Annotated in this window: 20 protein-coding genes; 13 read left to right on the top strand and 7 right to left on the bottom strand. The window is 73.6% G+C overall.

Going from position 1 to position 25,290, the window contains the following annotated elements:
* Window positions 1-25: 25 nt before the first annotated feature.
* The gene (locus tag CP973_RS19710) at window positions 26-2,689 is read right to left on the bottom strand and encodes an MXAN_6230/SCO0854 family RING domain-containing protein (protein WP_150242517.1); all 2,664 of its coding nucleotides are present in this window, start codon (window positions 2,687-2,689) and stop codon (window positions 26-28) included.
* A 503-nt stretch (window positions 2,690-3,192) separates the two neighbouring features.
* Between CP973_RS19710 and CP973_RS19705 the strand changes: the two genes are divergently transcribed.
* Window positions 3,193-3,762, top strand: a complete 570-nt coding sequence (locus CP973_RS19705; RefSeq protein ID WP_150242515.1) for a TetR/AcrR family transcriptional regulator — start codon at window positions 3,193-3,195, stop codon at window positions 3,760-3,762.
* 58 nt (window positions 3,763-3,820) lie between these two features.
* Entirely contained in the window at window positions 3,821-5,011 is a 1,191-nt protein-coding gene (locus tag CP973_RS19700; protein WP_150242513.1) for a GDSL-type esterase/lipase family protein, read from the top strand.
* Window positions 5,012-5,038: 27 nt separating this feature from the next.
* Here the strand turns inward: CP973_RS19700 and CP973_RS19695 are convergent, their stop codons facing one another.
* On the bottom strand, window positions 5,039-6,178 hold the full coding sequence (locus CP973_RS19695; RefSeq protein WP_150242511.1) for an FAD-dependent oxidoreductase: 1,140 nt from the start codon (window positions 6,176-6,178) through the stop codon (window positions 5,039-5,041).
* A 47-nt stretch (window positions 6,179-6,225) separates the two neighbouring features.
* Window positions 6,226-6,900, bottom strand: coding sequence for a TetR/AcrR family transcriptional regulator (locus CP973_RS19690; RefSeq protein WP_150242509.1), 675 nt, complete (start codon window positions 6,898-6,900; stop codon window positions 6,226-6,228).
* A 126-nt stretch (window positions 6,901-7,026) separates the two neighbouring features.
* Here CP973_RS19690 and CP973_RS19685 point away from each other — a divergent pair, with 126 nt between their 5' ends.
* The gene (locus CP973_RS19685) at window positions 7,027-7,836 is read left to right on the top strand and encodes an APH(3'') family aminoglycoside O-phosphotransferase (protein ID WP_150243784.1); all 810 of its coding nucleotides are present in this window, start codon (window positions 7,027-7,029) and stop codon (window positions 7,834-7,836) included.
* Here CP973_RS19685 and CP973_RS19680 read toward each other — a convergent pair.
* The 3 genes from CP973_RS19680 to CP973_RS19670 all read right to left on the bottom strand — a co-directional run bounded on the left by CP973_RS19680 (window position 7,803) and on the right by CP973_RS19670 (window position 10,924).
* Window positions 7,803-8,639 carry an ATP-grasp domain-containing protein gene (locus tag CP973_RS19680; protein WP_150242507.1) on the bottom strand — a complete coding sequence of 279 codons (837 nt, stop codon included), beginning with the start codon at window positions 8,637-8,639 and terminating at the stop codon, window positions 7,803-7,805. The genes CP973_RS19685 and CP973_RS19680 overlap by 34 nt on opposite strands.
* Entirely contained in the window at window positions 8,636-9,691 is a 1,056-nt protein-coding gene (locus tag CP973_RS19675; RefSeq protein ID WP_150242505.1) for an ATP-grasp domain-containing protein, read from the bottom strand. Before CP973_RS19675 ends, CP973_RS19680 begins: the two co-directional genes overlap by 4 nt.
* A gap of 204 nt (window positions 9,692-9,895) precedes the next feature.
* Window positions 9,896-10,924 (bottom strand): MBL fold metallo-hydrolase, encoded by a 1,029-nt coding sequence (locus CP973_RS19670; protein WP_150242503.1) that lies wholly within the window; start codon window positions 10,922-10,924, stop codon window positions 9,896-9,898.
* A gap of 142 nt (window positions 10,925-11,066) precedes the next feature.
* Between CP973_RS19670 and CP973_RS19665 the strand changes: the two genes are divergently transcribed.
* Both CP973_RS19665 and CP973_RS19660 read left to right on the top strand, forming a co-directional pair.
* Window positions 11,067-11,936 carry a LysR family transcriptional regulator gene (locus CP973_RS19665; RefSeq protein WP_150242501.1) on the top strand — a complete coding sequence of 290 codons (870 nt, stop codon included), beginning with the start codon at window positions 11,067-11,069 and terminating at the stop codon, window positions 11,934-11,936.
* Window positions 11,937-12,206: 270 nt separating this feature from the next.
* Window positions 12,207-14,948 (top strand): AfsR/SARP family transcriptional regulator, encoded by a 2,742-nt coding sequence (locus CP973_RS19660; protein ID WP_167538382.1) that lies wholly within the window; start codon window positions 12,207-12,209, stop codon window positions 14,946-14,948.
* A gap of 63 nt (window positions 14,949-15,011) precedes the next feature.
* On the opposite strand, the gene CP973_RS19655 is transcribed toward CP973_RS19660, so the two are convergent.
* Entirely contained in the window at window positions 15,012-15,518 is a 507-nt protein-coding gene (locus tag CP973_RS19655) for a hypothetical protein (RefSeq protein WP_150242497.1), read from the bottom strand.
* 723 nt (window positions 15,519-16,241) lie between these two features.
* Here CP973_RS19655 and CP973_RS19650 point away from each other — a divergent pair.
* The 8 genes from CP973_RS19650 to CP973_RS19620 all read left to right on the top strand — a co-directional run bounded on the left by CP973_RS19650 (window position 16,242) and on the right by CP973_RS19620 (window position 25,287).
* Window positions 16,242-17,231, top strand: a complete 990-nt coding sequence (locus CP973_RS19650) for a TauD/TfdA family dioxygenase (RefSeq protein WP_150242495.1) — start codon at window positions 16,242-16,244, stop codon at window positions 17,229-17,231.
* 137 nt (window positions 17,232-17,368) lie between these two features.
* Entirely contained in the window at window positions 17,369-18,136 is a 768-nt protein-coding gene (locus CP973_RS19645) for a TSUP family transporter (protein WP_150242493.1), read from the top strand.
* Window positions 18,137-18,355: 219 nt separating this feature from the next.
* A complete protein-coding gene (locus CP973_RS19640; protein ID WP_150242491.1) occupies window positions 18,356-19,447 on the top strand; it encodes an alpha-hydroxy acid oxidase in 1,092 nt (363 codons plus the stop codon).
* Window positions 19,448-19,606: 159 nt separating this feature from the next.
* Window positions 19,607-20,707, top strand: a complete 1,101-nt coding sequence (locus CP973_RS19635) for an aminotransferase-like domain-containing protein (RefSeq protein ID WP_150242489.1) — start codon at window positions 19,607-19,609, stop codon at window positions 20,705-20,707.
* A gap of 353 nt (window positions 20,708-21,060) precedes the next feature.
* Window positions 21,061-22,872, top strand: a complete 1,812-nt coding sequence (locus CP973_RS19630; protein WP_150242487.1) for a coagulation factor 5/8 type domain-containing protein — start codon at window positions 21,061-21,063, stop codon at window positions 22,870-22,872.
* A gap of 130 nt (window positions 22,873-23,002) precedes the next feature.
* Entirely contained in the window at window positions 23,003-23,164 is a 162-nt protein-coding gene (locus CP973_RS40050; protein ID WP_167538381.1) for a hypothetical protein, read from the top strand.
* Between the two features lie 155 nt (window positions 23,165-23,319).
* Window positions 23,320-23,970, top strand: a complete 651-nt coding sequence (locus CP973_RS19625) for an acetoacetate decarboxylase family protein (protein ID WP_167538380.1) — start codon at window positions 23,320-23,322, stop codon at window positions 23,968-23,970.
* 75 nt (window positions 23,971-24,045) lie between these two features.
* Window positions 24,046-25,287, top strand: a complete 1,242-nt coding sequence (locus tag CP973_RS19620; protein WP_150242485.1) for an FUSC family protein — start codon at window positions 24,046-24,048, stop codon at window positions 25,285-25,287.
* Window positions 25,288-25,290 lie beyond the last annotated feature (3 nt).

Below are 25,290 nucleotides of genomic sequence, written 5' to 3'. Positions count from 1 at the left end.
CCCGGCCGGGATCATGACCCAGGCTCTACCCTTCCGCGGCGAGCGACGTGACGAGGTCGGAGGCGGCCAGGAGGCGCACCTCCCCGGCGTCCAGCCCGGCGGGGTGCAGCGCGAACACCTCCGCCTGCCCGGTCAACGGCAGGTCGCCGCGCAGCAGATACGCCAGCCGGGCCCGGCCGAGGTCCGGGGTTTCGGCGCCTGTTTCTCCGGTGGGGGTACGGACCTCGCCGGAGCTCCGGCCCGCACCGTCGTCCGTCGCCGGGGTCCCGATCCGGCCGGCGAACTCCGCCGTCTCCTCGCCGTCGCGACGCCGGTAGGTGCTCGCCGAACCGTCGTGATGGCGCACCACGACGGTGCGCGCGCGGGCGGCGGCCTGCCAGGTGGCCAGTTCGCCGAGGCCGACCCGGGCGCCGGAGGCGAACAGGCCCGTCAGGCCCTCGCCGAGGGTGGCCAGGGCGTCCGCGTGGCGGTGCACGGCGTGGTGGGTGCCGGTGACGCCCTTGACCACGTCGAGCCAGCGCATCGTACGGCCCGCCACGTCCAGGATCATCGGCACCGCGGTGCGGGCCCGGCCCGTCAGGTCGAAGCGCTGTTCCACCTGGCGCGGGTCGAACACCGGGCCCTCCTCCCCCGGCCGGTCGCGGACCATCAGCCCGGCGAACGCCTCGTCCAGGTCCTCGAACGCGACGTTGTTGTAGGAGAAGACCACGGCCACCGCATAGCGGACGCCGGCCGCCGCCAGCCGGTCCAGGTCGAGGTCCACGAACTCCGCCGCGCCCTGCGGCGCCGGTGCGCTGGTCAGGTCGCCGGAGTGCACCGCGGCGTCCTTACGGAACCGCAGGTCGGTGTAGTCGCAGGTGCCGGTGTGCTGCCAGTCGGCGGTGTACAGCGCCACGCTCAGGTCCAGGTCGGTGCGGCCGGAAGCCGCGCTCTCCATCCAGTGCAGGAACAGGCGTACCGTACGTCCTTCGGGCACCGGCAGTTCGCTGCCGCGCGGCAGGGTGACGAGGGCCCGCGAGGCGGTGCGCTCCGCGAACGGCGCGATGACGCCGGTGAGTCCGGCGTCCACGACCGCCAGTTCCACCGGCGGCCGGGCGGCGGCGCGGCGCAGTATCTCGCCGGTCAGGACGGTCACCGTACGGGCGACGGCGTCCGCCGGCAGCGGGCCGCGCTCGTCCGCGACGATGTGCGCCTTCGCGTTGCCGCCCTTGGGGAAGAAGACGCGGTCGTGCTGCCCGGGAGCCGTACGGGTCCGGATCTCGCCGAGGGCGGAGAGCAGCACCTCCGGGGACACCTTCCGTACGGCCTTGTCCAGCGCGGTCAGCACCTCGCCGACGCGGTCGCCGTTCGCGGCCGCCAGCCGCAGCAAGTGGTCCAGGCGGCGCAGCAGTTCGCCGGGGCGCTGGGCGAGCAGGGCGACCGCGGTGGGCACGTCCCGGCCCGCCAGCGCGGCTTCGACCCGGGCCGGCCAGTGCGGGAGCCGGACCCGGTCGCCGGAGACGTCGGCGTACGGCAGGGACCGCGCTGCCGCGCGCAGCCGCTCGGACAGGGCGTCGTCGGTGAGCCGGGTCTCGCGCAGTACGGCGACGGCGAGCGCGGCCCGCGGACAGCGCTGAACGTATTCGAAGGGGTGCAGGCGCTCGGCGGCGTGCTTCCACGCCGTCGGGTGGCGGCGCATGTCCTCTACGGCCAGGGCTGGTTCGAGCCGGTCGAGTACGGACAGCAGGGCGCGGCGCAGCGGGCGCGGGACCTGGGTGAAGCGGGGGACGTCGGCCAGGCCGGCGTCGCCGCCGGAGCGCACCATGAGCAGCCGCAGCACATCGGTCGCGGTGTCGATCAGGGCGGTGGCCGCGGGGAGCGTCACGGCGTGCGCGGCCGGGTCGGCGAGCAGCCAGGCCAGGAGCCGGGCCTTGGTCTCGCGGCCGGGGACGGTGCGCGGCAGCCAGGTCAGGTCGGTGCGGTCCCGGGTGTCCAGAAGAGTCAGGAGGTCGTCGGTGTCCTGCGGGCTCAGCGCTCCGGTGCGGGCGAGGAGGGCGCTCAACTCGCGGCCCGCGTCGGCCGTACGGGCGGTGAGGCCGCCGCCGTGAGCCAGGACGCGCAGGCGCTCGGGCAGGGCGCGGCCGGGGTCGGCGGCCGGGCGCGGTTCCTGCGGGCTCAGGAACGGGTCGTCGGCGTCGAGGCGGCGGTGGCAGACCGGGCAGCCGGAGAAGTCCTTGCCGTCGAAGCACATACGGCACACCAGGTGGGCGCAGGGCGCGAGGGCGTGCACGGTGCCGTCCTTGCCGCACAGGACACACGGCAGGCGTGGCTTCTGGAAGAGGAGGGTCAGCACGCGGTCGACGTAGAAGGCGCCGGTGTCCGTGTGGGTGGTCAGCGGGAAGCCGCGGAAGAGCGGGGCGTGGTCGCGGTCCGCGCCGAGGGCGTGGTCGAGGTCCGCCAGCAGGGCGCGGCCCGCCGTGGTCAGCGCCCGGGTGTCCAGTACGGCCAGGGCCTGACGCAGGTCGGCCGACAGCAGGTAACCGCGTTCCAGGAGGTCGGCCTCCAGCAGCGAGACACCGGCGAGTCCGTCCACCGTCGGCCGTGCCGCGTCCCCGGCCGCGGGCAGGTAGACCGCGCCGCGACGGGACAAGAGCACGGCCGCCAGGCCGCGGCGCCCGTCGGTACGGGTCGAGCTGATGGTGAGCGTCATGGCCTTCCTCCCCCGCCCGGCGGGAACGCCGGGCTTGGCGTGACGCCGGTTCGTACGGACCGCCGTCACGCGAATTCTGTGAAATACGCGCGCGAGACGGGCCCGGCTGCCGGTTGTTTCTGCCGCTGCGCGCCCGGTGAACGTATCAAGCCCGTGAAGTCGCTGCATCCGCATGGTGTTACGGGTCCAGGCGCGGGAAGAGCTGCTGGTCAGCGGCGGTTGGCCGCGCTCAAGGCGGCGTCACGGAAAAGACGTTGAAGCGGGGCGGAAAGTGAGCGCACTCATTTTTCGAGAGAGGAAAGTGAGAAGGAAGCACGCTGCGGAGCCGCCCCGCGTGGCACACATTAGCAAGCGCCGGGGAATCGGCGTAGCGGATTTACGGGCGGGGAGTCGTGGTCGCGGCCCGCACCACAGCGCCTCAGTGACCTACCTAACTGCCACAGCAGCTTGCCTAAAGCCTTTAGGCAACCGCATACTCGGTTGCGCCGAACGAAAGGAAGCCCATGGCACGCGTAGGGCTGACCCCGGAACGTCTGACCCGGGCGGGCGCCGAACTGGCCGACGAGGTCGGCTTCGACCAGGTGACCGTCTCGGCGCTGGCCAGACGGTTCGACGTGAAGGTCGCGAGCCTGTACTCACACGTCAGGAACTCGCACGACCTCAAGACCCGGATCGCCCTCCTCGCCTTGGAGGAACTCGCCGACCGGGCCGCCGACGCCCTGGCCGGGCGGGCGGGCAAGGACGCCCTGACCGCCTTGGCGAACGTCTACCGCGACTACGCCCGGGAGCACCCCGGCCGCTATGCCGCGGCGCAGCTCAGGCTGGACCCGGCGACGGCTGCCGCCAGCGCGGGCGTGCGGCACGCGCAGATGACGCGGGCCCTGCTGCGCGGTTACGACCTGTCGGAGCCGGACCAGACGCATGCCGTACGGCTGCTGGGCAGCGTTTTCCACGGGTACGTGAGCCTGGAACTGGGCGGCGGCTTCAGCCACAGCGCTCCCGACACGCAGGAGACCTGGTCACGGGTCCTGGACGCGCTCGACGCCCTGCTGCGGAACTGGCCCGCGGCCTGACGGGGCCGGGCGCGCACCGCGTACCTCCTCCGCCTCACCCCACCTACAGGTAAAGGTCATGCACACCAACCACGACTGGATCACCACCCCCATCACCGCCGACCTCCTGCGCGGCGCCCTCGACGTGGAGCGCACCGAGCACGGCGTGCTGCCGCACCGGCTGCCCGCGTGGGCCCGCGCCCAGAACGTCGACGGACAACTGGCCATGGCCGAGTCGCAGCCGTCGGGCGTGCGGCTGGTCTTCCGTACCCGGGCCACCGCCGTCGAGCTGGACACGCTGCCCACCAAGCGGGTGTACGTGGGCGCCCCGCCCCGGCCGGACGGCGTGTACGACCTGATCGTCGACGGCCGCCCGGCAGGCCGGGCGGATGTGCCGGACCGCGGCAACACCCTGACCATCGACATGGTCGCCGGGACCGCCGAGCAGCGGCCCGGCCCGCCCGGCACCGTCCGCTTCACCGGCCTGGCCGACGGCGCCAAGGACGTCGAGATCTGGCTGCCGCACAACGAGACCACCGAGCTCCTCGCCCTGCGCACCGACGCTCCCGTCGAGCCCGTGCCGGACCGGGGGCGCCGGGTGTGGCTGCACCACGGCAGCTCGATCAGCCACGGCTCGGACGCGGCGAGCCCCACCACGACCTGGCCGGCGCTCGCCGCGTCCCTCGGCGGCGTCGAGCTGGTCAATCTGGGGCTGGGCGGCAGCGCCCTGCTCGACCCGTTCACCGCCCGTACGATGCGGGACACCCCGGCCGACCTGATCAGCGTCAAGATCGGCATCAACCTGGTCAACGCCGACCTGATGCGGCTGCGGGCCTTCACCCCCGCCGTCCACGGCTTCCTCGACACGATCCGGGACGGCCACCCCACCGCGCCGCTGCTGGTCGTCTCCCCCATCCTGTGCCCGATCCACGAGGACACCCCCGGCCCCTGCGCCCCGGACTTCTCCTCCGTCAGCTCCGGCCGGCTGCGGTTCCGGGCCACGGGCGATCCGGCAGAGGTCGCGAGCGGGAAGCTGACGCTGGGCGTGATCCGGGACGAGCTGGCCCGGATCGTGGCGCAGCGGGCGGCCCAGGACCCGAACCTGCACTACCTGGACGGCCGCGAACTCTACGGCGCGGCGGACGCGGCCGAACTGCCGCTGCCCGACGACCTCCACCCGGACGCCGCCACCCACCGCCGTATCGGCGAGCGCTTCGCCGGGCTGGCCTTCAGCGGCGAGGGTGCCTTCGCGGACGGCCGGGCCGCCTGAGGCGGGGGCCGCCCGTCGGCCCCGCGCTCACGCCTGGTGGGAGGCGAACAGGCCGAGCAGCCGCTCCAGTGCCCGGTCGCCGAACATCAGCTCCAGGTTGGCCGCGGACTCGGCGGCGGACGCCTCGCTGCGCGGGAAGAGGGCCTGCTCGTAGGCGGCGAGGGCGGCTTCGGTGTCGCCGGGGTGGGCGGCGAGGGCCCGGCCGAGTTCGGCGCCGTCCAGCATGGCGAGGTTGGCGCCCTCGCCCGCGAACGGGGACATCAGGTGGGCGGCGTCGCCGAGCAGGGTGACGCCGGGGGTGCGGTCCCAGCGGTGGCCCACGGGCAGGGCGTGGATGTGCCGCGGTACGAGCGGCCCGTCGGCGTCGGCGACCAGGGCCCGCAGCCGGTCGTCCCAGCCGTCGAAGTGGGCCAGTACCGCCTTCTTGGCGGTGTCGGTGGCGGTGAAGTCGATGGCGTCGAGCCACTCGGGGCCGGTCTTCAGCGCGGTGTAGACGTGCAGACTGCCGTCGGACTCGCGGTGGGCGAGGAAGCCCTTCCCGTCGCCGAGGCTGAAGAAGGAGCCGCCGCCGACGAGGGCGGCACTGTCCGGGTGCCGGGTGTCGGCGTCCAGCAGGTCGGATTCGACGAAGGAGATGCCGGTGTAGGCGGGGGTGGCCGGGGAGACCAGCGGCCGGATCCGGGACCAGGCGCCGTCGGCGCCGACGAGCAGGCCGGTGGTGCGGACCGTGCCGTCGGCGAGCGTCACCTCGTGCCGTCCGCCGCCCAGCGCGCGGGCGCCGGTGACCTTGCTCCCCCAGCGGACGGCGCCCTCGGGCAGCGAGTCCAGCAGCAGGTCGCGGAGCTGCCCGCGGTCCACCTCGGGCCGGGTGCCGTCGCCCTCGTCCACCTCCTCCATCCGTACGGTGCCGTGCGGATCGACGATGCGCGTCGCCTCGCCGCCCGGGAGGACGAGCGCGCGGAACCGCTCGTGGAGGTCGGCGGCGCGCAGGGCCGCCTGCCCCGCGTCGTCGTGGATGTCGAGCATGCCGCCCTGGGTACGGACGTGCCGGTCGGCCTCGCCTTCGAGGACGACCGCGTCGATGCCGTGCACGTGCAGGACCCGGGCCAGGGTCAGACCGCCGAGGCCGGCGCCGATGACCGTGACGGGGTGGCGCGTGGTGCGCATGGTGGTTCCTCGTTTCGGTGGTGGCGGGCGAAAGGGCCCGGAAGCGTTCAGGACGGTCGGGGCGTGGCCGCCGCGCCGTTGACGACCATGCGGAACATCCAGGCCAGTCGCTGTTCGGGAGTTCCGGAGAACAGGTCGTCGCCGAGGTCGGCGATGCGTGGGTACGTGTCGGGCGAGGCCTGTCGCAACGCGCCGACCAGCGCGTTGTGCTCCTCCTCCGCGCCCGGGGCGCGGTCGCGGGCGGACTGCTCGGCCGCGGTGGCGGTGGCCACCTGGAGCAGGACGTCCACGCCCCAGGCCGCCCGCCCACCGGGGACGCCGCCCTCGTGCAGCAGGGCGAGGACCGCCTCGACCAGCGCCAGGTAGTTGGGACCGCAGGGGCGGGCGACCAGCGCGGAGTGCGCGAGGCTCGGGTACTGGAACAGGGTGCGCGTGTACGAGCCGAGGAGGTCCACCAGCCGCTCGCGCCAGTCACCGGGCGCACGGGCCGGTCCGAGGTCCACCGCGCCGAGGAGTTCCTCCAGGATCGCGGCGTGCAGTTCGGCCGTGTTGGCGACGTAGACGTACAGCGACGCGGGGCCGGTGTCGAGTTCCTCGGCCAGGCGGCGCATCGTCACCCGCTGCAACCCTTCCGACCGCATCAGGGCCACGGCGGTGGCCACGATGCCTTCGTAGGTGAGGGCGGGCTTGGCGGGCCGCTCGCGACGGCTGGCTGGGGTCACGTCACCACGGTAACGAACATGTTCGTCACGAACAAGTTCGTTCCGCCCGCGCCTCGGTCCACGCCGGAAAAATCACGGTGCGGCGCACCGCAACCGGCGACTAGGTTGACGACCGTGATCGATTCGATGTCCGCATTCCGCGCGCTGCTGCGCGCCGACGGCGAGCGTGCCGGGTGGCAGCCCGTGACGGGCGGCGAGTCAGGGGCCGCCGTCTTCCGGTCGGCCGACGGTTCGCGCTACGCCAAGTGCGTCCCCGCCGGTCAGGCGGCCGCGCTGGAGGCGGAGCGGGACCGGGTGAGCTGGCTGGCCGCCCAGGGCATTCCCGGGCCGCGCGTTCTCGACTGGCGCGTCGGCGCCGCCGGGGCCGGGCTGGTGACCAGCGCCGTCGAAGGGATTCCCGCCGACCGGGCGTCGGCCTCGACGCTGCGGACGGCGTGGGAGGCGATCGCGGACGCCGTGCGGCAGCTGCACGAACTGCCTCCGGAGCACTGCCCGTTCACGCGCGGTCTCGGCGAAATGGTCTCCATGGCCCGCGATGTCGTCGCGCGGGGAGCGGTCGATCCCGACTTCCTCCCCGAGGCGCAGCGGCACACGCCCCCTGAGGAACTGCTCGCGCGCCTCACCCCGCAGATCGGCCGGCGTCTCGCGCAGGAGTCCGCGCAGACCGTCGTCTGCCACGGGGACCTGTGCCTGCCCAACATCATCCTCGATCCGGACACCCCGGCCGTGGCGGGCTTCATCGACCTCGGCCGCCTCGGACGCGCCGATCCGTACGCCGACCTCGCGCTCCTCTTCGCCACCGCCCGCGAGACGTGGGGCGACGACGAACGGCGGTCAGTGGCCGCGGAGGAGGAGTTCGCGGCCCGGTACGGCATCGCCCTCGACCGGGACCGCGAGCGGTTCTACCTGCATCTCGACCCCCTTACCTGGGGGTGAGACCGCTGTCCGCCGGCGCGGCGCAGTGCCAGAGCCGCCAGGGCTTCCGGAGCGCCCTGCTGCCCCCGGATGCCGGGGAAGGCGTTGATGTCCACGATGAGCGGGGAGCCGTCGCCCGCGTCGATGACGTCCACGCCGTAGACGTCCAGCGCGAAGACCTCACCGGCCCGGCGCACGATGCCCGGCCGGCCGGGCGGCAGGTCGGCGAGGGCGAGCGGCAGCGTGGGCCCGCGGCCTTCCGGCGAGAGTTCCGAGCGGCGCAGGGCGGCGAAGAGCCGGTCCCCCACCGCCCACAGCTTGTGGTCCCAGCCGCTGTTCGGGACGAAGTCCTGCACCACCACCGGCTCGTGCGGGTGCGCGGCGGCGAGCGCGCGCAGCTGTCCGTCGTCGTCGACGCGGGCCACCAGGTCGTGCTTGCGGCTGTGCCGGCTCTTGACCACCACCGGGCCGGGGAGCCGCGGCCCGTCGGCCAGTTCGGCGAGCGTGGCGAAGGTACGGGTGTCCGCGAAGGGGAGGCCGGCTCGCCGGGCGTACTCCGCCATCGCCGTACGGTCCTGGAGCAGTGCGGTCGCCGCGGCCGAATTCACCACGGGAGCGCCGCTTTCCTCCAGGGCACGGGCGAGGGCGAGGGCTTGCGGCGTGCGGGCTTTGAGCAGGTAGACATCGGCGCGCGGTGCGGGATCGGGGTCCTGCCCCGCCGTTTCCGGATCCAGCGTCAGCACGTCGTGCTCGGGGGTGAGCAGGGCGGTGGTGGCGGCCAGCAGCGGGTGTCCGGGGTCGCACGTGATCAGGCCGATCCTCACGCGCCCTCCCCCGCCGCCGCGGGAACGTGCGCGGGGGCCGCGGCCCGCACGGCAGCCGAGTCCTGCGCGGGAGCTGCGGCCTGCGCGGGAAGAGTGATCTCCACGGCGCCCGTGCCGGGGACGGGATCGGGATGCGCCCGGCCCGCTGGCGACGATCCGCCGACCGCGCCGTACTGTTCCACCGCGCCGTGCTGTTCCACAGCGCCGCACCGCCCCGTCGGGCCGCCGGCGGCTGCCTCCTGTCCGGCGCGCGCCAGCCCCAGTACGGCCCGTGCCACCCGCGCCACCGCGTCCGGCACCTTCCGGAAGCTGGGGAAGTCGTTCACGTCGACGACCACCGGGCCGTCGGGCCCCAGCAGGACGTCCACGCCGTACAGGTCGAGGCCGTACACCGCCCCCACCTGGTCCGCGACGGCTGCCACCTCGGCCGGCAGCGGCACGCGGCGTTCGCGTACCGCGTGTTCCGGGTGGAGCGGGGAGCGTCGCTCGGTGGCGTACAGCTCGCCGCCGACGCAGTACACCTTGATGTCGATGCCCGAATTGGGCACGTACGGCTGGGCTATGAGCATGCCTTCCCGCGCCAGTTCGGGGGCCATCGCGGCCAGCCGGTCCGGCGACGCGACCAGGTGCACGGCCCGGCCCGAGCTGCCGTCGGCGGGCTTGACGACCAGCGGGTACTCCGACGCGGGCAGCTCCGCCAGCAGTTCGGGCCGGGCCGCGGCGTAGGTACGGGGCAGCGGCAGCCCCCGGGCCCGGCCGATCGCCGCGGCCAGCGCCTTGTCCCGTACGCCCCGTATGGACCGGGCGTCGTTGACCGTCGTCATCCCGGCCGAGGCCGCCGCTTCGAGCAGGGTGAGCCCGGGCCCGCCGGAGACCGTCTTGAGCACCCACGCGTCGTGGGTGCCCGCCCGTACCGCCTCGGTCATGTGCAGCAGGGAACCGCCCGGCCGCAGCACGTCCACCTGGTGGCCCCAAGCGGTCAGTTGACGGATCACCTCGTTCGGCATCCCGTCGTGACGGTAGTTTTCCTCCACCAGGAAGCAGAGCCTCATCGATCTTCCTTGTAGTCCGCCGAGCCGGCCCGGCGCGTTGCGAGACCACAGGATGTCATGCGCCGCCCGGGGCGCTCGCCCCGGCGCCCGGCTGATCCGCCGCGCCGGTCGCGGGACGGTCGTCGGACGCTCCGTTTCCGGGGCCGTGCGGCCCGCCGTCGGCGGCGGGCCCGGAGGACACCGACCCTGGCAAGTCCGAGGGGCTCAGGACGGGCTGCCGGGTGCGGGCTCGTCACGCGCGTGCCCGTCCTGCGTCTGCCCGTCACGCGCCCGCGCGTCGTGCATCTGCGCGTCGTGCTCGGCGCACAGGCAGCCGACGCCCTTCCCGATCCACTCGCGGCCGGCCCACTCCGGGTGGCGCCGGATCATCAGGTCCGCGATCTCGTCGGCGATCGTCTGCCCGTCGGCCGCCGAGTCCCGGCGGACCCATGTCTCGTACCGCAGCTCGGCGAGGTAGTCGCGCGCGTCGGTGAGGAGTCGCGGGCCGCCGATCCCGCCGTGGCCCGGCACCACGGTCCGCGGGCGCCGGGCCGCCAGCCGCTCCACGACCGCGAGCCAGCGGGTGCCGGAGACGTCGGTGTCGTGCGGCGGGAACCACGGGAAGACCGCGAACCGGCCCGCTTCCACGAGGTCGCCGGTGAACAGCACGTCCGCGTCGGGCACCTCGATCACCTGGTCGCCCCTGCTGTGTGCCCGGCCGGTGGCCCGCAGCCGCACCGTCCGGCCGCCCAGGTCCAGGTCGTACGACCGGTCGTAGACGATGTCGGGCCGGACCGGCCGGACCCCCTCCAGATGACGCGCCACCGACTCGCCGAGCCGCCGGAACATCTCCAGATAGCCGGGGCCCTTCGTCTCCAGGTCCGCGGCCAGGTCCCGGTTGGCCAGGAAGGTCGCGGCGCCGGTGAAGGCCTGCGCGCCGAAGGCGTGCTCGGGGTGGAAGTGCGTCGTCGTCAGATAGATCCTGCGGCCCCGGGCGTGGTCCGCCGCGAACTCCAGGACCCGCTCCGCGTTGCGGGGTCCCAGGCCGGTCTCCACGACCAGGACGGCGTCCCGGCCGCCGATGATCCCGATGTTCGGTACGAGCTGCACGCCCCGGTCGGGGACGACCACCAGGTCGTCGGCGATCTCCCGGGCCCCGGCGACGTGCACGACCGGATCCGGCCCGGCGTGCCGGATCGCTTCCGGTGCCCCGGCCGCCGTTCCCGCTCCCGCTCCCGCGGCCACCTCTGCCATGTCGACTCCTCAGCGCTGCGACGATCTCGGTCCGCCGCCCCGTACGGCGGCGGATCCGGTACGCCGTCGAGTCCACCGCCCGCGCTCCGCTGCGTCCAACACCGATCGCGCCGGCCCGATACCGCGCCGGTATCGTTGCTGGATGGAGCTACGCCTGCTGCGCTATTTCGCGGCCGTCGCCGAGGAACGCCACTTCGGCCGGGCCGCCGCGCGGCTGCACATGACCCAGCCGCCGCTGAGCCGTGCCATCCGGCAGCTGGAGGCCGACCTCGGCTGCACGCTCCTCGACCGCTCCCCCACGGGGGTCTCCCTGACCGCTGCCGGGGCCGTGCTGCACGACGAGGCCCGTACGCTGCTGGCGCAGGCCGACCGGGCGCGGGTGCGGGTGGCCGCGGCGGCGGGTACGGCCACCCTGACGGTCGGCACCCTCGCCGACAGCGTCGAGGAGGCCGGAGCGTGCCTGGCCGCCGCGTACCGGGACCGTCACCCCCACGTACGGATCCGCATCCGCGAGGCCGACCTGAGCGACCCGACCGCCGGGCTGCGCGCCGGACTGGTCGATGTGGCCCTGACCCGCGCGCCGTTCGAGGACTCCGGCCTGACCACCCGCGTCCTGCGCGCGGACCCGGTCGGCGTGGTCCTGCGCGCGGACGACCCGCTGGCCGGGCGCGACAGTCTCGCTCTCGACGAGCTCGGCGACCGCCGGTGGTTCCGGCTGCCCGAGGGCACCGATCCCGTCTGGAACGCCTACTGGGCCCGGCGGCCGGACAGCGTCCGGTGCGCGGGCCCCGTCGTGCGGACCGTTCACGAATGCCTCCAGTCCGTGCTGTGGAGCGGCACCGTGGGGCTGGCCCCGCTGGTCCGCTCCCTGCCCGACGGACTCACCGTCGTACCGTTGACCGGCATGCCGCCCAGCCGCCTCGTCATCGCGTGGCCCAGCGGGGACGCCGGTCCGCTCGTGCGTTCCTTCGTGCAGATCGCGGCCGGACTGTGGAACCGGAAGGGCGCGTAGGCACGGCACGGCGGTGCCGGTCGGGCACCGGCCGGTGCCCGACCGGCACCGTCCCCACGAGATTGTGCGGCCGAGATTCCACCCGGTACGCGTCGACGGCCGCGACGACCGTGCCGGCGGCCGGGAGGGAACCGGTGGCGGACACCGTTCCGGAGGGGCCGGCCGTACGCGCTGGCCTATTTCCGACCTTGTTCCGCTTCTGTCGTGAGCATGGCCCTATGACCTCGTAAGATGCCCTCGGTAGCGACTCGTCCAGGGGAGACAACGCTGATGGACTTCCGGCTGCTCGGGCCGGTGTCGGCCTTCTCGGGGGACGTGCAGATACCGCTCGGGCCCCCCAAACGCCGGGCCGTACTGGCGCTGTTGGTGCTGGCCGAAGGCACCCCCGTCAGTACCGAGCGCATCACCGAGGCGCTGTGGGACACCGAACCTCCGACGCACGCCCGGACCATCGTTTACGGCCATGTCTCCGCCCTGCGCGGCCTGCTGCACACGGAACCCGCGGCCCACGTCGCCACCGAGGGCGGCGGTTACACGCTGCACGCCCCGCCGGAGTCGGCGGACGTGTGGCGCTTCCGCGCGCTGGTGCGCCGGGCCTCGGACGGGCCTCCCGCCGAGGAGTCGGCCGCGCTGTTGCGCGAGGCCCTCGGCCTGTGGCGGGGCCAGGCGCTCGGCGGGGCGGGGGACACGCCGCTGATCGCCGCGGCGGCCGACCGGCTGACCGAGGAACGGCTCGCCGCGCTGGAGCAGTTCGCCGCGGCGCTGCGCGCGTGCGGCCAGGGCGCTCAGGCGCTGGCGCTGCTGCGGCCCGCCGCCGAACGTCATCCGCTGCGCGAGTCCCTGGTCGCGGCCGTCGTACGGTCGTTGCACGACGCCGACCGCCAGGCCGAGGCGCTCGACCTCTACCACCGTACGCAACGCCTGCTCGCCCAGGAGCTGGGCGTCGATCCCGGGGCCGCGCTGTCCGAGGCGTACCTCGCGATCCTGCACGCCCGGCCGGCCGAGCGGCCCGCCGAGCGGCCGGCCGCCGACCGGCCCGCCCCGGAAGAGCCCGGCACCGCGACCCGGCCCGAAGCTCCAGCGCCCCGGCCCGCCGCCCCGGACGCTCCCCCGCCACCCTGCCTGCTCCCGCGCGCCCCGGCCGGGTTCGTCGGCCGTGCGGAAGACCTCGACCGGCTCACCGAGACCCTGCGGTCGGGCAATCCGCCGCTGGGCGTGGTCACCGGCCCGGGCGGGGTCGGCAAGACCTCACTGGCGGTGCACTGGGCGTACGCGCACGCCGGTGACTTCCCCGACGGCATCCTCCACGCCGACCTGCACGCCACGGAACCGGACGGCACCGGCCCGCAACCCACCGGTGTCCTGCACGACTTCCTGCAAGCGCTCGGCGTCCCGGAGGAACGCCTGCCGGCGGACGCGCGCACCGCGGAACAGCTCTACCGCTCGCTGCTCACCGGCCGCCGCGTCCTCGTCCTGCTCGACAACGCCCGCGACTCGGCCCAGGTGCGTCCGCTGCTGCCCGGCACACCGGACTGCACCGTGCTGGTGACCAGCCGCAACCGGCTGGAGGGGCTGGCGGCCACCGACTGCGCCCGGCTGCTGCCGCTGGAGCGGCTGGCGCCGGAGGACGGCGTCCGGGTCCTGCGTACCGTCATCGGCGACCTGCGTGTGGCCGCCGAGCCCGCCGCGGCCGAGGAGCTGGCCGCGCTCTGCGACGGTCTGCCGCTGGCGCTGCGGCTGGCCGCCGCCCGGCTCGCCGCACGCCCCCGGCTGGCGCTGCGGGCGATGGCCGACGACCTGGTGGACGAACACCAGCGGCTCTCCCTGCTGTCCGGGGAGGACCTCGGCGTGGCGGCGACCCTGCGGCTGAGCGTGCAGCAGCTGCCGCCGGCCGGTGCGCTGCTGTTCCGGCAGCTGGCGCTGCACGTCGGCTCCGAACTCGACGGCGCCGCCGCGGCGGCGCTCAGCGGTCTGTCGCCCGCGGGGACACGCGCCGCCCTGGACGAACTGGCCGCCGCCCACCTCGTGGAGGAGCGGACCGGCGGCCGGTATCTGATGCACGACCTGACCCGGCTGTACGCCCGTTCCTGCGCGGACGGCGCCGACCCGGCGGGGCTGCACCGGCTGCTCGTGCACTACCTGGCCGCCGGCCAGGCCGCCGCGGCGGCGGCCGAACCCGGCAGTCAGCCCTGCGCGGCGCTGCCCCCGGGCGTGTCCCCGCCCGGCCCGCCTCCCGTCTTCACCACCCGTGCCGAAGCGATGTCCTGGTACGTCACCGAGCGCGCCAACCTCACCGCGGCCGTGGCCGCCGCGGCCGACGCGGGACACCCGGACCTGGCCTGGCGCATCGCCGTGCATCTGTGGCCGCTGGTCGTGCGGCAGGTGCACGACGGCTGGGAGCCGGCCCTCGAACGCGCCCTCGCCGCCGCCGCTCTGCTGGACGACCCGGACGCCGAGTCGCGGCTGTGCTCACTGCTCGGGTGGGTCCTCACGGAGAACGGGCAGCACACCGCGGCGCTGGAACACCTGCGCCGCGCGCCGGACCTGGCCGTACGGGCGAAGGATCCGCGCGGCCAGGTGATCGCCCTGATCAACTGGGCGGCCGCGCTGGAACACGTCGGCGACCTGTCCGGCGCCGGAACCCGGCGGGAACAGGCCGCGCGGATGGCGCACGCGCTCGGGCACCCGCACACCGAGACCCTGGCCCTCTACCACCTGGCGGCCCACTGCCTGACCGCCGGCCGCCCCGACGAGGCGCTGGCCCACGGCCTGCGGGCCCTGGAGATCGCCCCGGACCAGACGTCGGACGAGCGCCGGGTGCTGCTCCTCGACACCTGCGGCAAGGCCTGTCAGCTCCTCGGCCGTGACGGTGAGGCCCGCCGCTGTTTCGCGGAGGCGGCGGCCCTCGCCGGGCCCGTGGGGCCGGACGGGGAACCCCCGGTGGACCGCGAAGGCCTCGCGTCGGGCGGCAGGGGCGCGGCGGGCGGAAACCTCCGCGCCCTCGCGGGCTGAGGGGCCGCCGGACCGGCCGGCTGCCCCCACCCGCGGGTACGCCCCCGCCCCGCCGCGCCTGCCTCAGCGCACCGTGAAGGTCACCGAGGCGTTGTTGCCGGAGCCGCCCGACCACACGCACGAGTGGCCGCCGGGGGCGGTACAGCTGTAGGAGTTGCTGCCGACGTACGGGTTGTTCCACTTCACGCGGACCTCGCCGTAACCCGTCGCGTAGACGGCCTCTCCCTCGGTGCCCGTCGCGAAGCCGTCCGACTGCGACTGCCAGGACGCCGAGGAGTACGCGCCGATCGACTCGGCCGGGTAGGAGTTGGCCTGCCATTCGCCGTGCTGCAAGGTGGCCCAGGTCCGCGTCCAGTTGGCACCCGTCTGGTTGTTCAGCGTCACGTGCGTACTGCGCTGGGGCTTGGCCACCGACGCGGCCTGATGGCCCGCCGGCTGAGCCGCCGCGACACCGGCCCCGCCCGTCACGCCGGCCAGCAGCGCGGCGGCGCCCACCGTGGCCACCCGTCGTGCGAACCGCCCGCCCGCACGCCGCGAAGCGGTTCCGTTGCCCTCGCCGTTCCCGTGCATGTCCGTCTCCCTCTCGGCCGCGGACGCTTCCGCGATCCGCTATCCGGGTGTGTCCGGCCGTCCTGTCCGGGGCGGCCGACGGAAACGCTGCCGGACGCGCCTAACGGTCTTGGTGGCGCTGACCTAACGCCCGGGCGTTAGACGGCGGGTGCGGGAGCGGGTGCCGGTGCGGGGCGCGGTCGGCGGGAGGCGGCCGTCGGCGTCTCGGACATCGGATGGCGCAGTTCCGGCCATCCTGATTGGCCGGTTGTCCACGTGGTGACCGAAAGCGATGGGTTCGCGGTGACGGGAAACAAGGGGCACGACCCGGCCGCGCCGGTGCTGTCCAGTGGGTGAGACGGCCCCCCGCCGCGCCCCTCCGGACGCGCACGCCCCAGCTCCAGCAGGCGTCACAGGAACACCACAGGTCCTTCACAACCTCTACGGCGGACAAAGTCGGCGTACCTTCCGATCCGTGCCACAAGAGGACAAGCGGTATTGACCGAAGCCGGCTCACCGGGAGCCCCGCGCTGACCAAAACCATTCGTTGACACTCCATAAAGGAACTCTTTACCGTTACGCGCAAATCTCGGACCACTACCTCCTTTCACCTGATAGTGAGCGGTCAAAAGCCGTTCACCATTTGCACGTGCGCACGTCTTCTGAAGTTCGCCGGCCGGTTTCCCGTCCCTGAACGGCCTGAACACGCGACTCGAACGCAGCATTCAAGAAGAAGGAGCAACGGTGACCCCCGCACTCGCCGCACAGCAGACCCTCAGCCTGTCCGAGGCCGAAACACAGAAGCTCTGGCAGCTCTCCCGGCTCGCGGCCGGCGCTTCCGAGGCGTCTCCGCTGGCGCTTTCCGGCCTCCTTCTCGACCTGCCGAAATCCGTCCGCACCGCGTTGCTGGAATTCGCCGAGGGCAGCGGCGACTCCGGCTTCTTCCTGCTGCGCGGCGTGACCCTGGGGGATCTTCCCGCCACCCCCACCGTCCACCACTCGGGCGCCCTGCGCGGCCACCCCACCGACGGCACCCTGACCCTGGTGGCGGACCTGCTCGGCTCGCTCGTCGGCTACGAGGACGAGAAGGGCGGGGCCCTGATCCACGACGTGCACGCGGTGCCCGGCGAGGAGAAGCGGATCGAGAACAGCGGGTCGGTGGCCTTCGACTTCCACACGGAGAACGTCCACCACCCGCTGCGGCCCGACTACCTGGGCCTGCTGTGCCTGCGCCAGGACCACGAGGGCGTGGCGGCCACCCGCGTCGCCTCGGTGCGCGAGGCGGTCCGGCATCTGACGGCCGAGCAGGTGGCGGTCCTGCGCACCCCGCAGTTCTACAGCTCCTACCCGACCTCCTTCACCCGGGGCCGGACCGGCCCGGTGCCCCGTTCCGGCCCGCACCCCGCGATCTTCGGGCCGGAGCACCGGCCGTTCATGCGCTTCAACTCGCACACGACGCACGCCGCCGACGCCGGGGCGGCCGTGGCCCTCAAGGCGCTGGCCGAGGCGCTGGAGGCGGTCTGCCACAACGTCGTACTGGAGCCCGGTGACCTCGTCGTGGTCGACAACCACGTCGCGGCGCACGGCCGCAGCGCGTTCGTCCCGCGCTACGACGGCCGGGACCGCTGGCTGCGCCGGTTCTACTCCGTACGCTCCATCCTCGGCTGGACGCAGCACATGATGACCCGTCAGCGCGTCATCCCGACGATGGAGGACATCCAGGGCGTCCTCTGAGGCGCGCCCGCCCCTCCCCGCGTGATCGCGGCACCCCGCCGAGCGCGGCCGCCCCCACTGCGCGGCCCACCGCTCCGCATCCCTGCCCGCGCAGCCGCCCGGTCTGCGCGCCTTCTTTGACTGAGGACCGGAACACCGTGGATTTCTTCGACGTCATAGGGCTGCTCACCGCCGCCGTGGCCGCCGGATGGGTGGACGCCGTGGTCGGTGGGGGCGGGGTGCTGCTCATCCCCGTTCTGCTGCTCAGCTTCCCCCACCTGCCGCCGGCGACCGCGCTGGGCACCAACAAGATCGCCGCGATCACGGGGACGGCGACCGCCGCCGCCATGTACGCGCGGCGGACGGTGCTGGACCGCAAGATCCTCGTGCCGGCCGCCGCCTGCGCGGTACCGGCCGGGGCGCTCGGCGCCCTGTCCGCGGCGACCGTCCCCACCGCGTACTTCCGGCCGGTCATCATGGTCCTGCTGATCTCGGTGGCCCTGTTCGTGGCGCTGCGGCCGAACTTCGGCACCCAGCCACTGGCGCGCGAGGTGACCCGGCGGCGGCGCGTGGTCGCCGTACTCCTCGGCGGCTGTGTGGTCGGCTTCTACGACGGGCTGTTCGGGCCCGGCGTGGGCACCTTCCTCATCATTTCCTTCACCACGCTCCTGGCGACGCAGTTCCTGGAGAGCGCGGCGATGTCGAAAGTCATCAACGCCTCGTCCAACCTCGGCGCCCTGCTCGTCTTCGCGCTCCAGGGCCATGTGCTCTGGGCGCTGGGGCTCGGCATGGCCGTGGGCAATGTGACCGGCGCGATGATCGGTTCACGCATGGCCCTGAAAAAGGGGTCCGGATTCGTCCGCACCGTGCTGGTGCTCGTGGTGATCGGCATGGTGACGAAGATGGCGTTCGATCAGTTCGCGTGACAGCGCCACGTGCAAGGGGCCCCGTGCCACGCGTACGGGCCCCGCGCCACCCGTAATTCCGTACCACCGGCAATTCCGCACCGCCCGCGTTTCCGTACCACCGGCAATCCCGCACCGCCAGGAATTCCGTACCGCCGGCAATTCAGCACGTCCAGCACTTGACGGGAACGACGAGAGAACTCATCCGCCACACATGTGACGAGAGACCGGAGGCCAGCCTTGGACACCGTACGGAATCTCGATGAACTGCTCACCCTGCCGGATTTCGAGGCCGCCAGTGATCAGGTGCTCGACCGGGGCTGCCGGGCGTACGTGGCCGGCGGGGCCGGCACCGACCGCACCGTGCGCGCCAACATCGCGGCGTTCGACGACATCTGGCTCCGCCCGCGGGTCCTCGCCAGCACGACGACCGAGCCCCGCACCGAAGTGACCGTCCTCGGGCACCGCATGGCGATGCCCGTCCTGCTCGCTCCGACGAGCCCGCAGCGGCTGCTGCACGAGGACGCGGAGATCGCCACGTCCCTCGCCGCCGAGGCGGCCGGGATCGTGCCCGTCGTCAGCACCGACAGCCACGTCCCCTTCCCGGAGATCGCCAAGTCGTCCGGCGGGGCCTGCTGGTTCCAGCTGTACGCCTACCGGTCGCGGGACGACATCGCCGCGACGCTCGACATGGCCGAGGCCGCCGGTGCGTCGGCCATCGTGGTCACGGTCGACGCCAGCCACGCCGCACTGCGGGTGCACGCCCAGCGCGCCGGGTTCGCCACCCCGGGCCATGTGGACTTCGGGACGCTGCGTGCGCTCGGCATCCTGGAGGGCGAGGTGCCGGCCGGGGCCCGCATCGACCGGCTGGCGCTCAGCTGGGCCGACCTGCTGTGGATCCGCGAACGCACCCGGCTCCCGCTGCTCGTGAAGGGCGTGCTGCGGGCCGAGGACGCGCGCCGCTGCCTGGACAGCGGCGCGGACGGCGTCATCGTCTCCAACCACGGCGGGCGGCAGCTCGACGGGGCGGTGCCCAGCGTGATCGCCCTGGGCGAGGTGGCGGCCGCGGTCGCCGGCCGGTGCGCCGTGCTGGTCGACGGCGGCATCCGCTCCGGCGTCCACGTCGTCAAGGCCCTCGCCCTCGGCGCCGACGCGGTCTGCCTCGGCCGGCCGTACCTGTGGGGCCTGGGGCTCGCCGGGCGCGAGGGGGTCGAGGCGGTGCTGCGGCTGCTGCGCCGGGAGATCGAGGACACGCTCCGCCAGTTGGGCGCCGCGGACGTCGGCGAGCTGGGGCCGGACTTCGTGGCCGGGGCCGGCGCCGGGGCGGCCTGAGAAGTCCGCACCGCGGGCCGCACGCGGACATGCGCCCGTACTCGTTCCCCTGTCCGCGCTCGTGCCCGCGCCCGTACCTCGCCTCACGTACCCCGTGGGCAACTCGCCCCTTTCCCACCCCATACCAACATGAAGACGTTCCGAGAACGGAGACCCACCATGTTCCACTTCTCGCGTGGCATCCCCCCGCAGGAGGCGATCCCCGCGCGGCAGATCGCCGAGCACACCGCGACCGTCCTGCGGGAGCACGAGGACCGGGTGTTCCAGTACGCGCCGATCGGCAACCACACCGGTGACGCGGCACTGCGGGAGCAGCTCGCGGCGTTCCACTCGGTCGGCGCCGACCAGATATTCGTCACGAACGGCTCTCTCCAGGCGCTGGACCTGCTCGCCGCGCACCTCTTGGCGGGCGACCGCAAGGACGTCTACGTGGAGGCGCCGACCTACGACCGCGCGGTGCAGATCTTCGAGCGGCACGGCGGGCGGGTCTCCGGCGTCACGCTCCAGCACGACGGCCTGGACCTGGACGCGCTCGAAGCGCGGCTGGCAGCCCGGGTGCCGGCGTTCGTCTACGTCATCCCGGACTTCCAGAACCCGAGCGGCGTCACCATGAGCGAGGACAAGCGCCGCCGCCTGGTACAGCTCGCCGAGACCCATGACTTCCTCATTCTGGAGGACATCCCCTACCGGGAGCTGCGGTACGGCGGCACCGCGCCCACCGGCTTCTTCGAGCTGGCGCCCGCCGGGCGGGTGCTCACCATGGGCTCGCTGAGCAAGATCCTCAGCCCTGGGCTGCGCGTCGGGTACGTCATCGGCGCGGCACGGACGCTCGGCGCCCTGGCCGCGCTCGCGGAGGGCACCTACCTCTCGCCCGCCCCGCTGCTCCAGGCGGTCGCCGCGCAGGCGCTCCGCGCGGGCCTGGCCCAGGAGAACGTGGCGCGGGTCCGTGAGCTGCTCGGCCCCCGGCACGACGGCGCGGTCGAGGCCGTACGCGAGGTGCTGGGCGAGGACGCGCTCCTCGCCGTACCGCACGGCGGCTACTACGTGAGCGTGCATCTGCCCGTCGCCACGGACGAGAGCACGTTCCTCAAGGCCGCCGCGGCCGACGGCCTGAAGCTGACCCGGGGCTCGGGCTTCTACCCGGCCGACGCGGCACCGCCGGAGGGCAAGGTCTTCCTGCGGCTGCCGTTCCAGTCCTTCGAGCCGGACGAGTTCGCGGCCGGCGTGGAGCGGCTGGCGGCGGTGGCGTCGAAGGGCTGAGGCCCCGACGCCGGACACCCCCGTGCGCCCCGGACGGACTCGGTTCCGTCCGGGGCGCGCGGCGTAGGGCGCACGGTGTAAGGCGTAGGGCGTACGGCGTAGGGGGCATGACCACTCGTCAGCCGCCTGCCGTCACCTCCTGAACCCTCATCGGCGCCCCAGGGGCACTTCCACCCCGATCGCGTACATTCCCTTGACGCCCCGCTCCCGATGGCGCCACCATCCTCACGCAAGAGAGCGCTCTCACCCGTGTGAGCCTTCGTTCCTCGAAGTCACCCGCATCTCCTCCCCCCAAGGCGCATCCCGCTCAACGAGCCGACGTTCGAACGAGCCGATGACCCAGGAGACTTGTCATGTCCTCACCCCCCTCGCGCCGCAGAGTCCTCGCCACGGCGGCCGCCGCCCTGCCCGCCGCCGCTCTCCCCGCCGCCGGCCTGCTCGCCGGAGCCGGCACGGCGTCCGCCGCGGCGGCCGCGGCGCAGTCACCCGCCGCCCCACGGCGGACGGCCCGTGCCCCGCTGCCCGGCGGCGGCGACCTCGGCCCGAACGTGATCGTCTTCGACCCCGCCACGCCCGGCATCCAGGCCAGGCTGGACGAGATATTCGAGCGGCAGGAGTCGGACCAGTTCGGCAAGGGCCGCTACGCCCTGCTCTTCAAGCCGGGCACGTACCACGGAATCAACGCCCAACTCGGTTTCTACACCTCGGTCATGGGCCTGGGCCTGTCGCCCGACGACACCCTCGTCAACGGTGATGTGACGGTCGACGCCGGCTGGTTCGGCGGCAACGCGACCCAGAACTTCTGGCGCTCGGCGGAGAACCTCGCACTGAACCCGGTCAGCGGGACCAACCGGTTCGCCGTCTCCCAGGCGTCGCCGTTCCGGCGCATGCACGTCAAGGGGAACCTCAACCTCGCCCCGGACGGCTACGGCTGGGCCAGCGGCGGGTACATCGCCGACAGCCGGATCGACGGCACCGTGCAGCCGTACTCCCAGCAGCAGTGGTACACCCGTGACAGCTCCGTCGGCGGCTGGCTCAACGGCGTGTGGAACATGGTCTTCTCCGGTGTCGAGGGCGCCCCCGCCCAGTCCTTCCCCGACCCGCCGTACACGACGCTGGCGACCACACCGGTCTCCCGCGAGAAGCCGTTCCTGTACCTGGACGGCGGTGAGTACAAGGTGTTCCTGCCCGCGCTGCGCACCGGCGCCCGCGGCACGAGCTGGGGCCGCGGCACGCCGCAGGGCAGGTCGCTCCCGCTGAGCCGGTTCTACGTGGTCAAGGAGGGGGCGACCGCGGCGACCGTCAACGCCGCGGTCGAGCAGGGACTGCACCTGCTGTTCACACCCGGCGTCTACCCCCTCGACCGGCCGATCGAGATCACCCGGGCCGGCACCGTGGTCCTCGGCCTCGGCTATCCCACGCTCGTCCCGGAGGGCGGGGTGAGCGCGCTGCGGGTCGCCGACGTGGACGGCGTACGGCTCGCCGGTCTGCTCGTCGACGCCGGACCGCGGAACTCCGAGGTGCTGGTGGAGATCGGCCCGGCGGGCGCGTCCGCCGGGCACGCCGCCGACCCGATCACGGTGCAGGACGTGTTCGTCCGCATCGGCGGCGCGGGCGCCGGGAAGGCCACCACCAGCCTGGTGGTCAACAGCAACCACACGATCATCGACCACACCTGGCTCTGGCGGGCCGACCATGGCGACGGGGTCGGCTGGGAGACCAACCGGGCCGACTACGGGATGGTCGTCAACGGCGACGACGTACTGGCCACCGGGCTGTTCGTGGAACACTTCAACAAATACGACGTGCAGTGGAACGGCGAGCGCGGCCGTACGGTCTTCTTCCAGAACGAAAAGGCGTACGACGCGCCCGATCAGGCAGCCGTCCAGGACGGGTCCGTCCGCGGCTTCGCCGCCTACAAGGTCGCCGGTTCCGTCACCGCGCACGAAGGCTGGGGCCTGGGCAGCTACTGCTACTACAAGGACGCCCCGACGATCGTCCAGGACCACGGTTTCGCCGCGCCGCGCAGGCCCGGGGTGACGTTCCACGATCTCCTCGTGGTCTCCCTCGGCGGCAAGGGCCAGTACGCCCATGTCGTCAACGACCACGGCGCCCCCACCTCCGGCACGGCCACCGTTCCGTCGAAGGTCGTGTCGTACCCCTGATCCGCGCCGCCGGGCCGTCCCTTCGACCGGCATGCCCGTAGCCCGTACGCCTGTGCCGGTGTTTGCCCGTGTTCGTCACGGGTAGTCAGCGGATCTCAGATGATCTTCGAGGCCCTTGGAGGCACGGCACATGAGCGATCAGACACCGTCACAGGCGGAAGGCGAACGGGACGACGACCCGGAGGCCACGGGCCGGCAAGGCGCCTCCCGTGGCCGCGAGGACACGCCCCGCTCCACCCCTTCCCAGGCGGAGGGCGAACGCGAGGAGGAGGCGGAGCAGGACAAGACCTGAGGCCGGCCGGCTCCAGATGGTCCGTGTGGGCCGCGTGGGCGGCGACGCACGGGGGTACTCGCGGGCGGGCGGGCGGGCGGTCCGGTCCGGCGGCAGGCGCACGGTACGGTCCGGCGGCAGGCGCACGGTACGGTCCGGCGCGGGAAGGAGCCCCGGTGGACACGCCGGAAGACACACCCGGCACCGGCCAGGTGCCGGGCCCGTACCCGCCCCCGCCCTGGCAACTGCGGGGCCACCTGTGGGGCGGTCTGTTCCCCGCGGAGTCGGTGCCGGCCCCTCCTCCGGATCTCTCGCGCCTGCTGCCGCGGACCCTGGCCGTCTTCCTCATCCGGTACCGCGCGGGAACCCTCCGCTACGACGAGCTGATCGTCGGTACGCCCGTGCGCCGCGGCCGGCGGCCCGGCCTGTATATCCAGTGGATCTGGGTGGACGACGAGCGGTCGCTGTGGGGCGGCCGCCGTATCTGGGGCGTGCCGAAGCGACTGGCCGGGTTCCGCTGGGACGGCTCACGCGTCCGCGTCACGGACGGCGAAGGGCCGGTCGCCGTACTGGACGTGGCGACGCAGCGCCCGCCGCTGCCCCGCCTCCCGCTGCCGATGACCGGTTTCGGCTCCCTCGACGGGGTGCGGACGGTCGCCACCGCACGGTTCAGCGCCCGGCCCGCGGCCGCCTCCCTGCGGGTGGCCGGATGGTCGCCGCGGCTGCCCGCGCTCCGCCGCGCCGACGCCCGTATCCGCTTCGCCGCCACCTCGTTCGACATGTTCATGCCCGCACCGGCGCTCCACCCGGCTCCGGCCGCCACCTGACGTACCGTCACGAGCAGATCGGTGATCGGGCGCTCGCTGGTGCCTGTGGTGCGCAAGAGGGGGAACAAGCCAAACGTGGCTGAAGTTACCGACCCTCTGCTGGATCTCGTCCGGCGGCGCCGGGAGCCGGTGGTCGTCCAGACCGTCCGCTCGACCGTGGCCGCCGTGCTCTCGTACGTCGTCGCCCTGGTACTGAGCAGCGAGCCGGCGCCGCTGACCGCGCCGCTCACCGCGCTGCTGGTCGTCCAGGTCACGCTCTACGCGACGCTCACCACCGGGATGCGCCGGGTCAACGCGGTGGTCGTGGGCGTGCTGATCGCCATCGGGTTCAGCGCGCTGGTGGGGCTGACCTGGTGGAGCCTGGGCCTGATCATCCTCGCTTCGCTGGTGATCGGCCGCTTCGTGCGGGCCGGTGAGTTCGTACCGGAAGTGGCGATCAGCGCGATGCTGGTGCTGGGCGTGACCCGGGTGGCCGAGACCGCCTGGGACCGGGTGCTGGAGACGCTGATCGGTGCCGTCGTCGGGCTGCTCTTCAACATCCTGTTCGTCCCGCCGGTGTGGGTGCAGCCCGCCAGTGCGGCCATCGAGGACCTGGCGGGCCGGATGCGGCGGCTGCTCGTGTGCCTCGGGGACGAGGTGGGCGGGCACACCCCCGTCTCCGAGGCCGCGGCCCGGCTGCACGAGGCGCGCCGCCTGGACCACGACATCGTGCAGGTCGACGCCGCGCTCCGGCAGGCGGAGGACAGTCTGCGGCTCAACCCCCGGGTCAAGGAGGGCACGCTCTACCGCGTCGTGCTGCGCACCGGCCTGGACACCCTGGAGATCTCCGCGGTGGTGCTCCGTACGCTGTGCCGCACGCTGACGGACCTGGCCAAGGCGCGGACGGAGGAGCATCTGTTCGCGCCGCACATCGCCACCGCCCTGCACGACGTGTTCGACCACATGGCCAGCGCGGTGGAGAGCTTCGCCGTACTGATCACCACGCAGGTCGGCGCCAACGCCGAGGAGGCCGAGGAGCGGCTCGCGGGGGAACTCGCCCGCAGCCGCGCCAGCCGCGACGTGGTCGCGCACCTGCTGCTCGACGGGGTGCGGGAGCATCCGCGCCAGTGGCAGTTGCACGGCGCGCTGCTGGCCGAGATCGACCGCATCCTGGACGAGCTGGACGTGGAGAAGCGCTCCCAGCGGCTGATCGAGGAGCTGGACCGGGAGTCGCGTGAGCAGCGCGAGAAGTACCGGCTGGTGGACCGGCTCCGGGGCCGGATAAACGTCACACGTACGGGCGACCGCACCGCGAAGCCGCAGGGGCCGGTGCCGTGACGC

Origin of the sequence: Streptomyces albofaciens JCM 4342 (assembly GCF_008634025.1) — a bacterium.
GTDB classification, from domain to species: Bacteria; Actinomycetota; Actinomycetes; order Streptomycetales; family Streptomycetaceae; genus Streptomyces; species Streptomyces albofaciens.
Note: the sequence above shows the minus strand (reverse complement) of the source record. Positions and strands in the feature narration are given on the sequence as shown.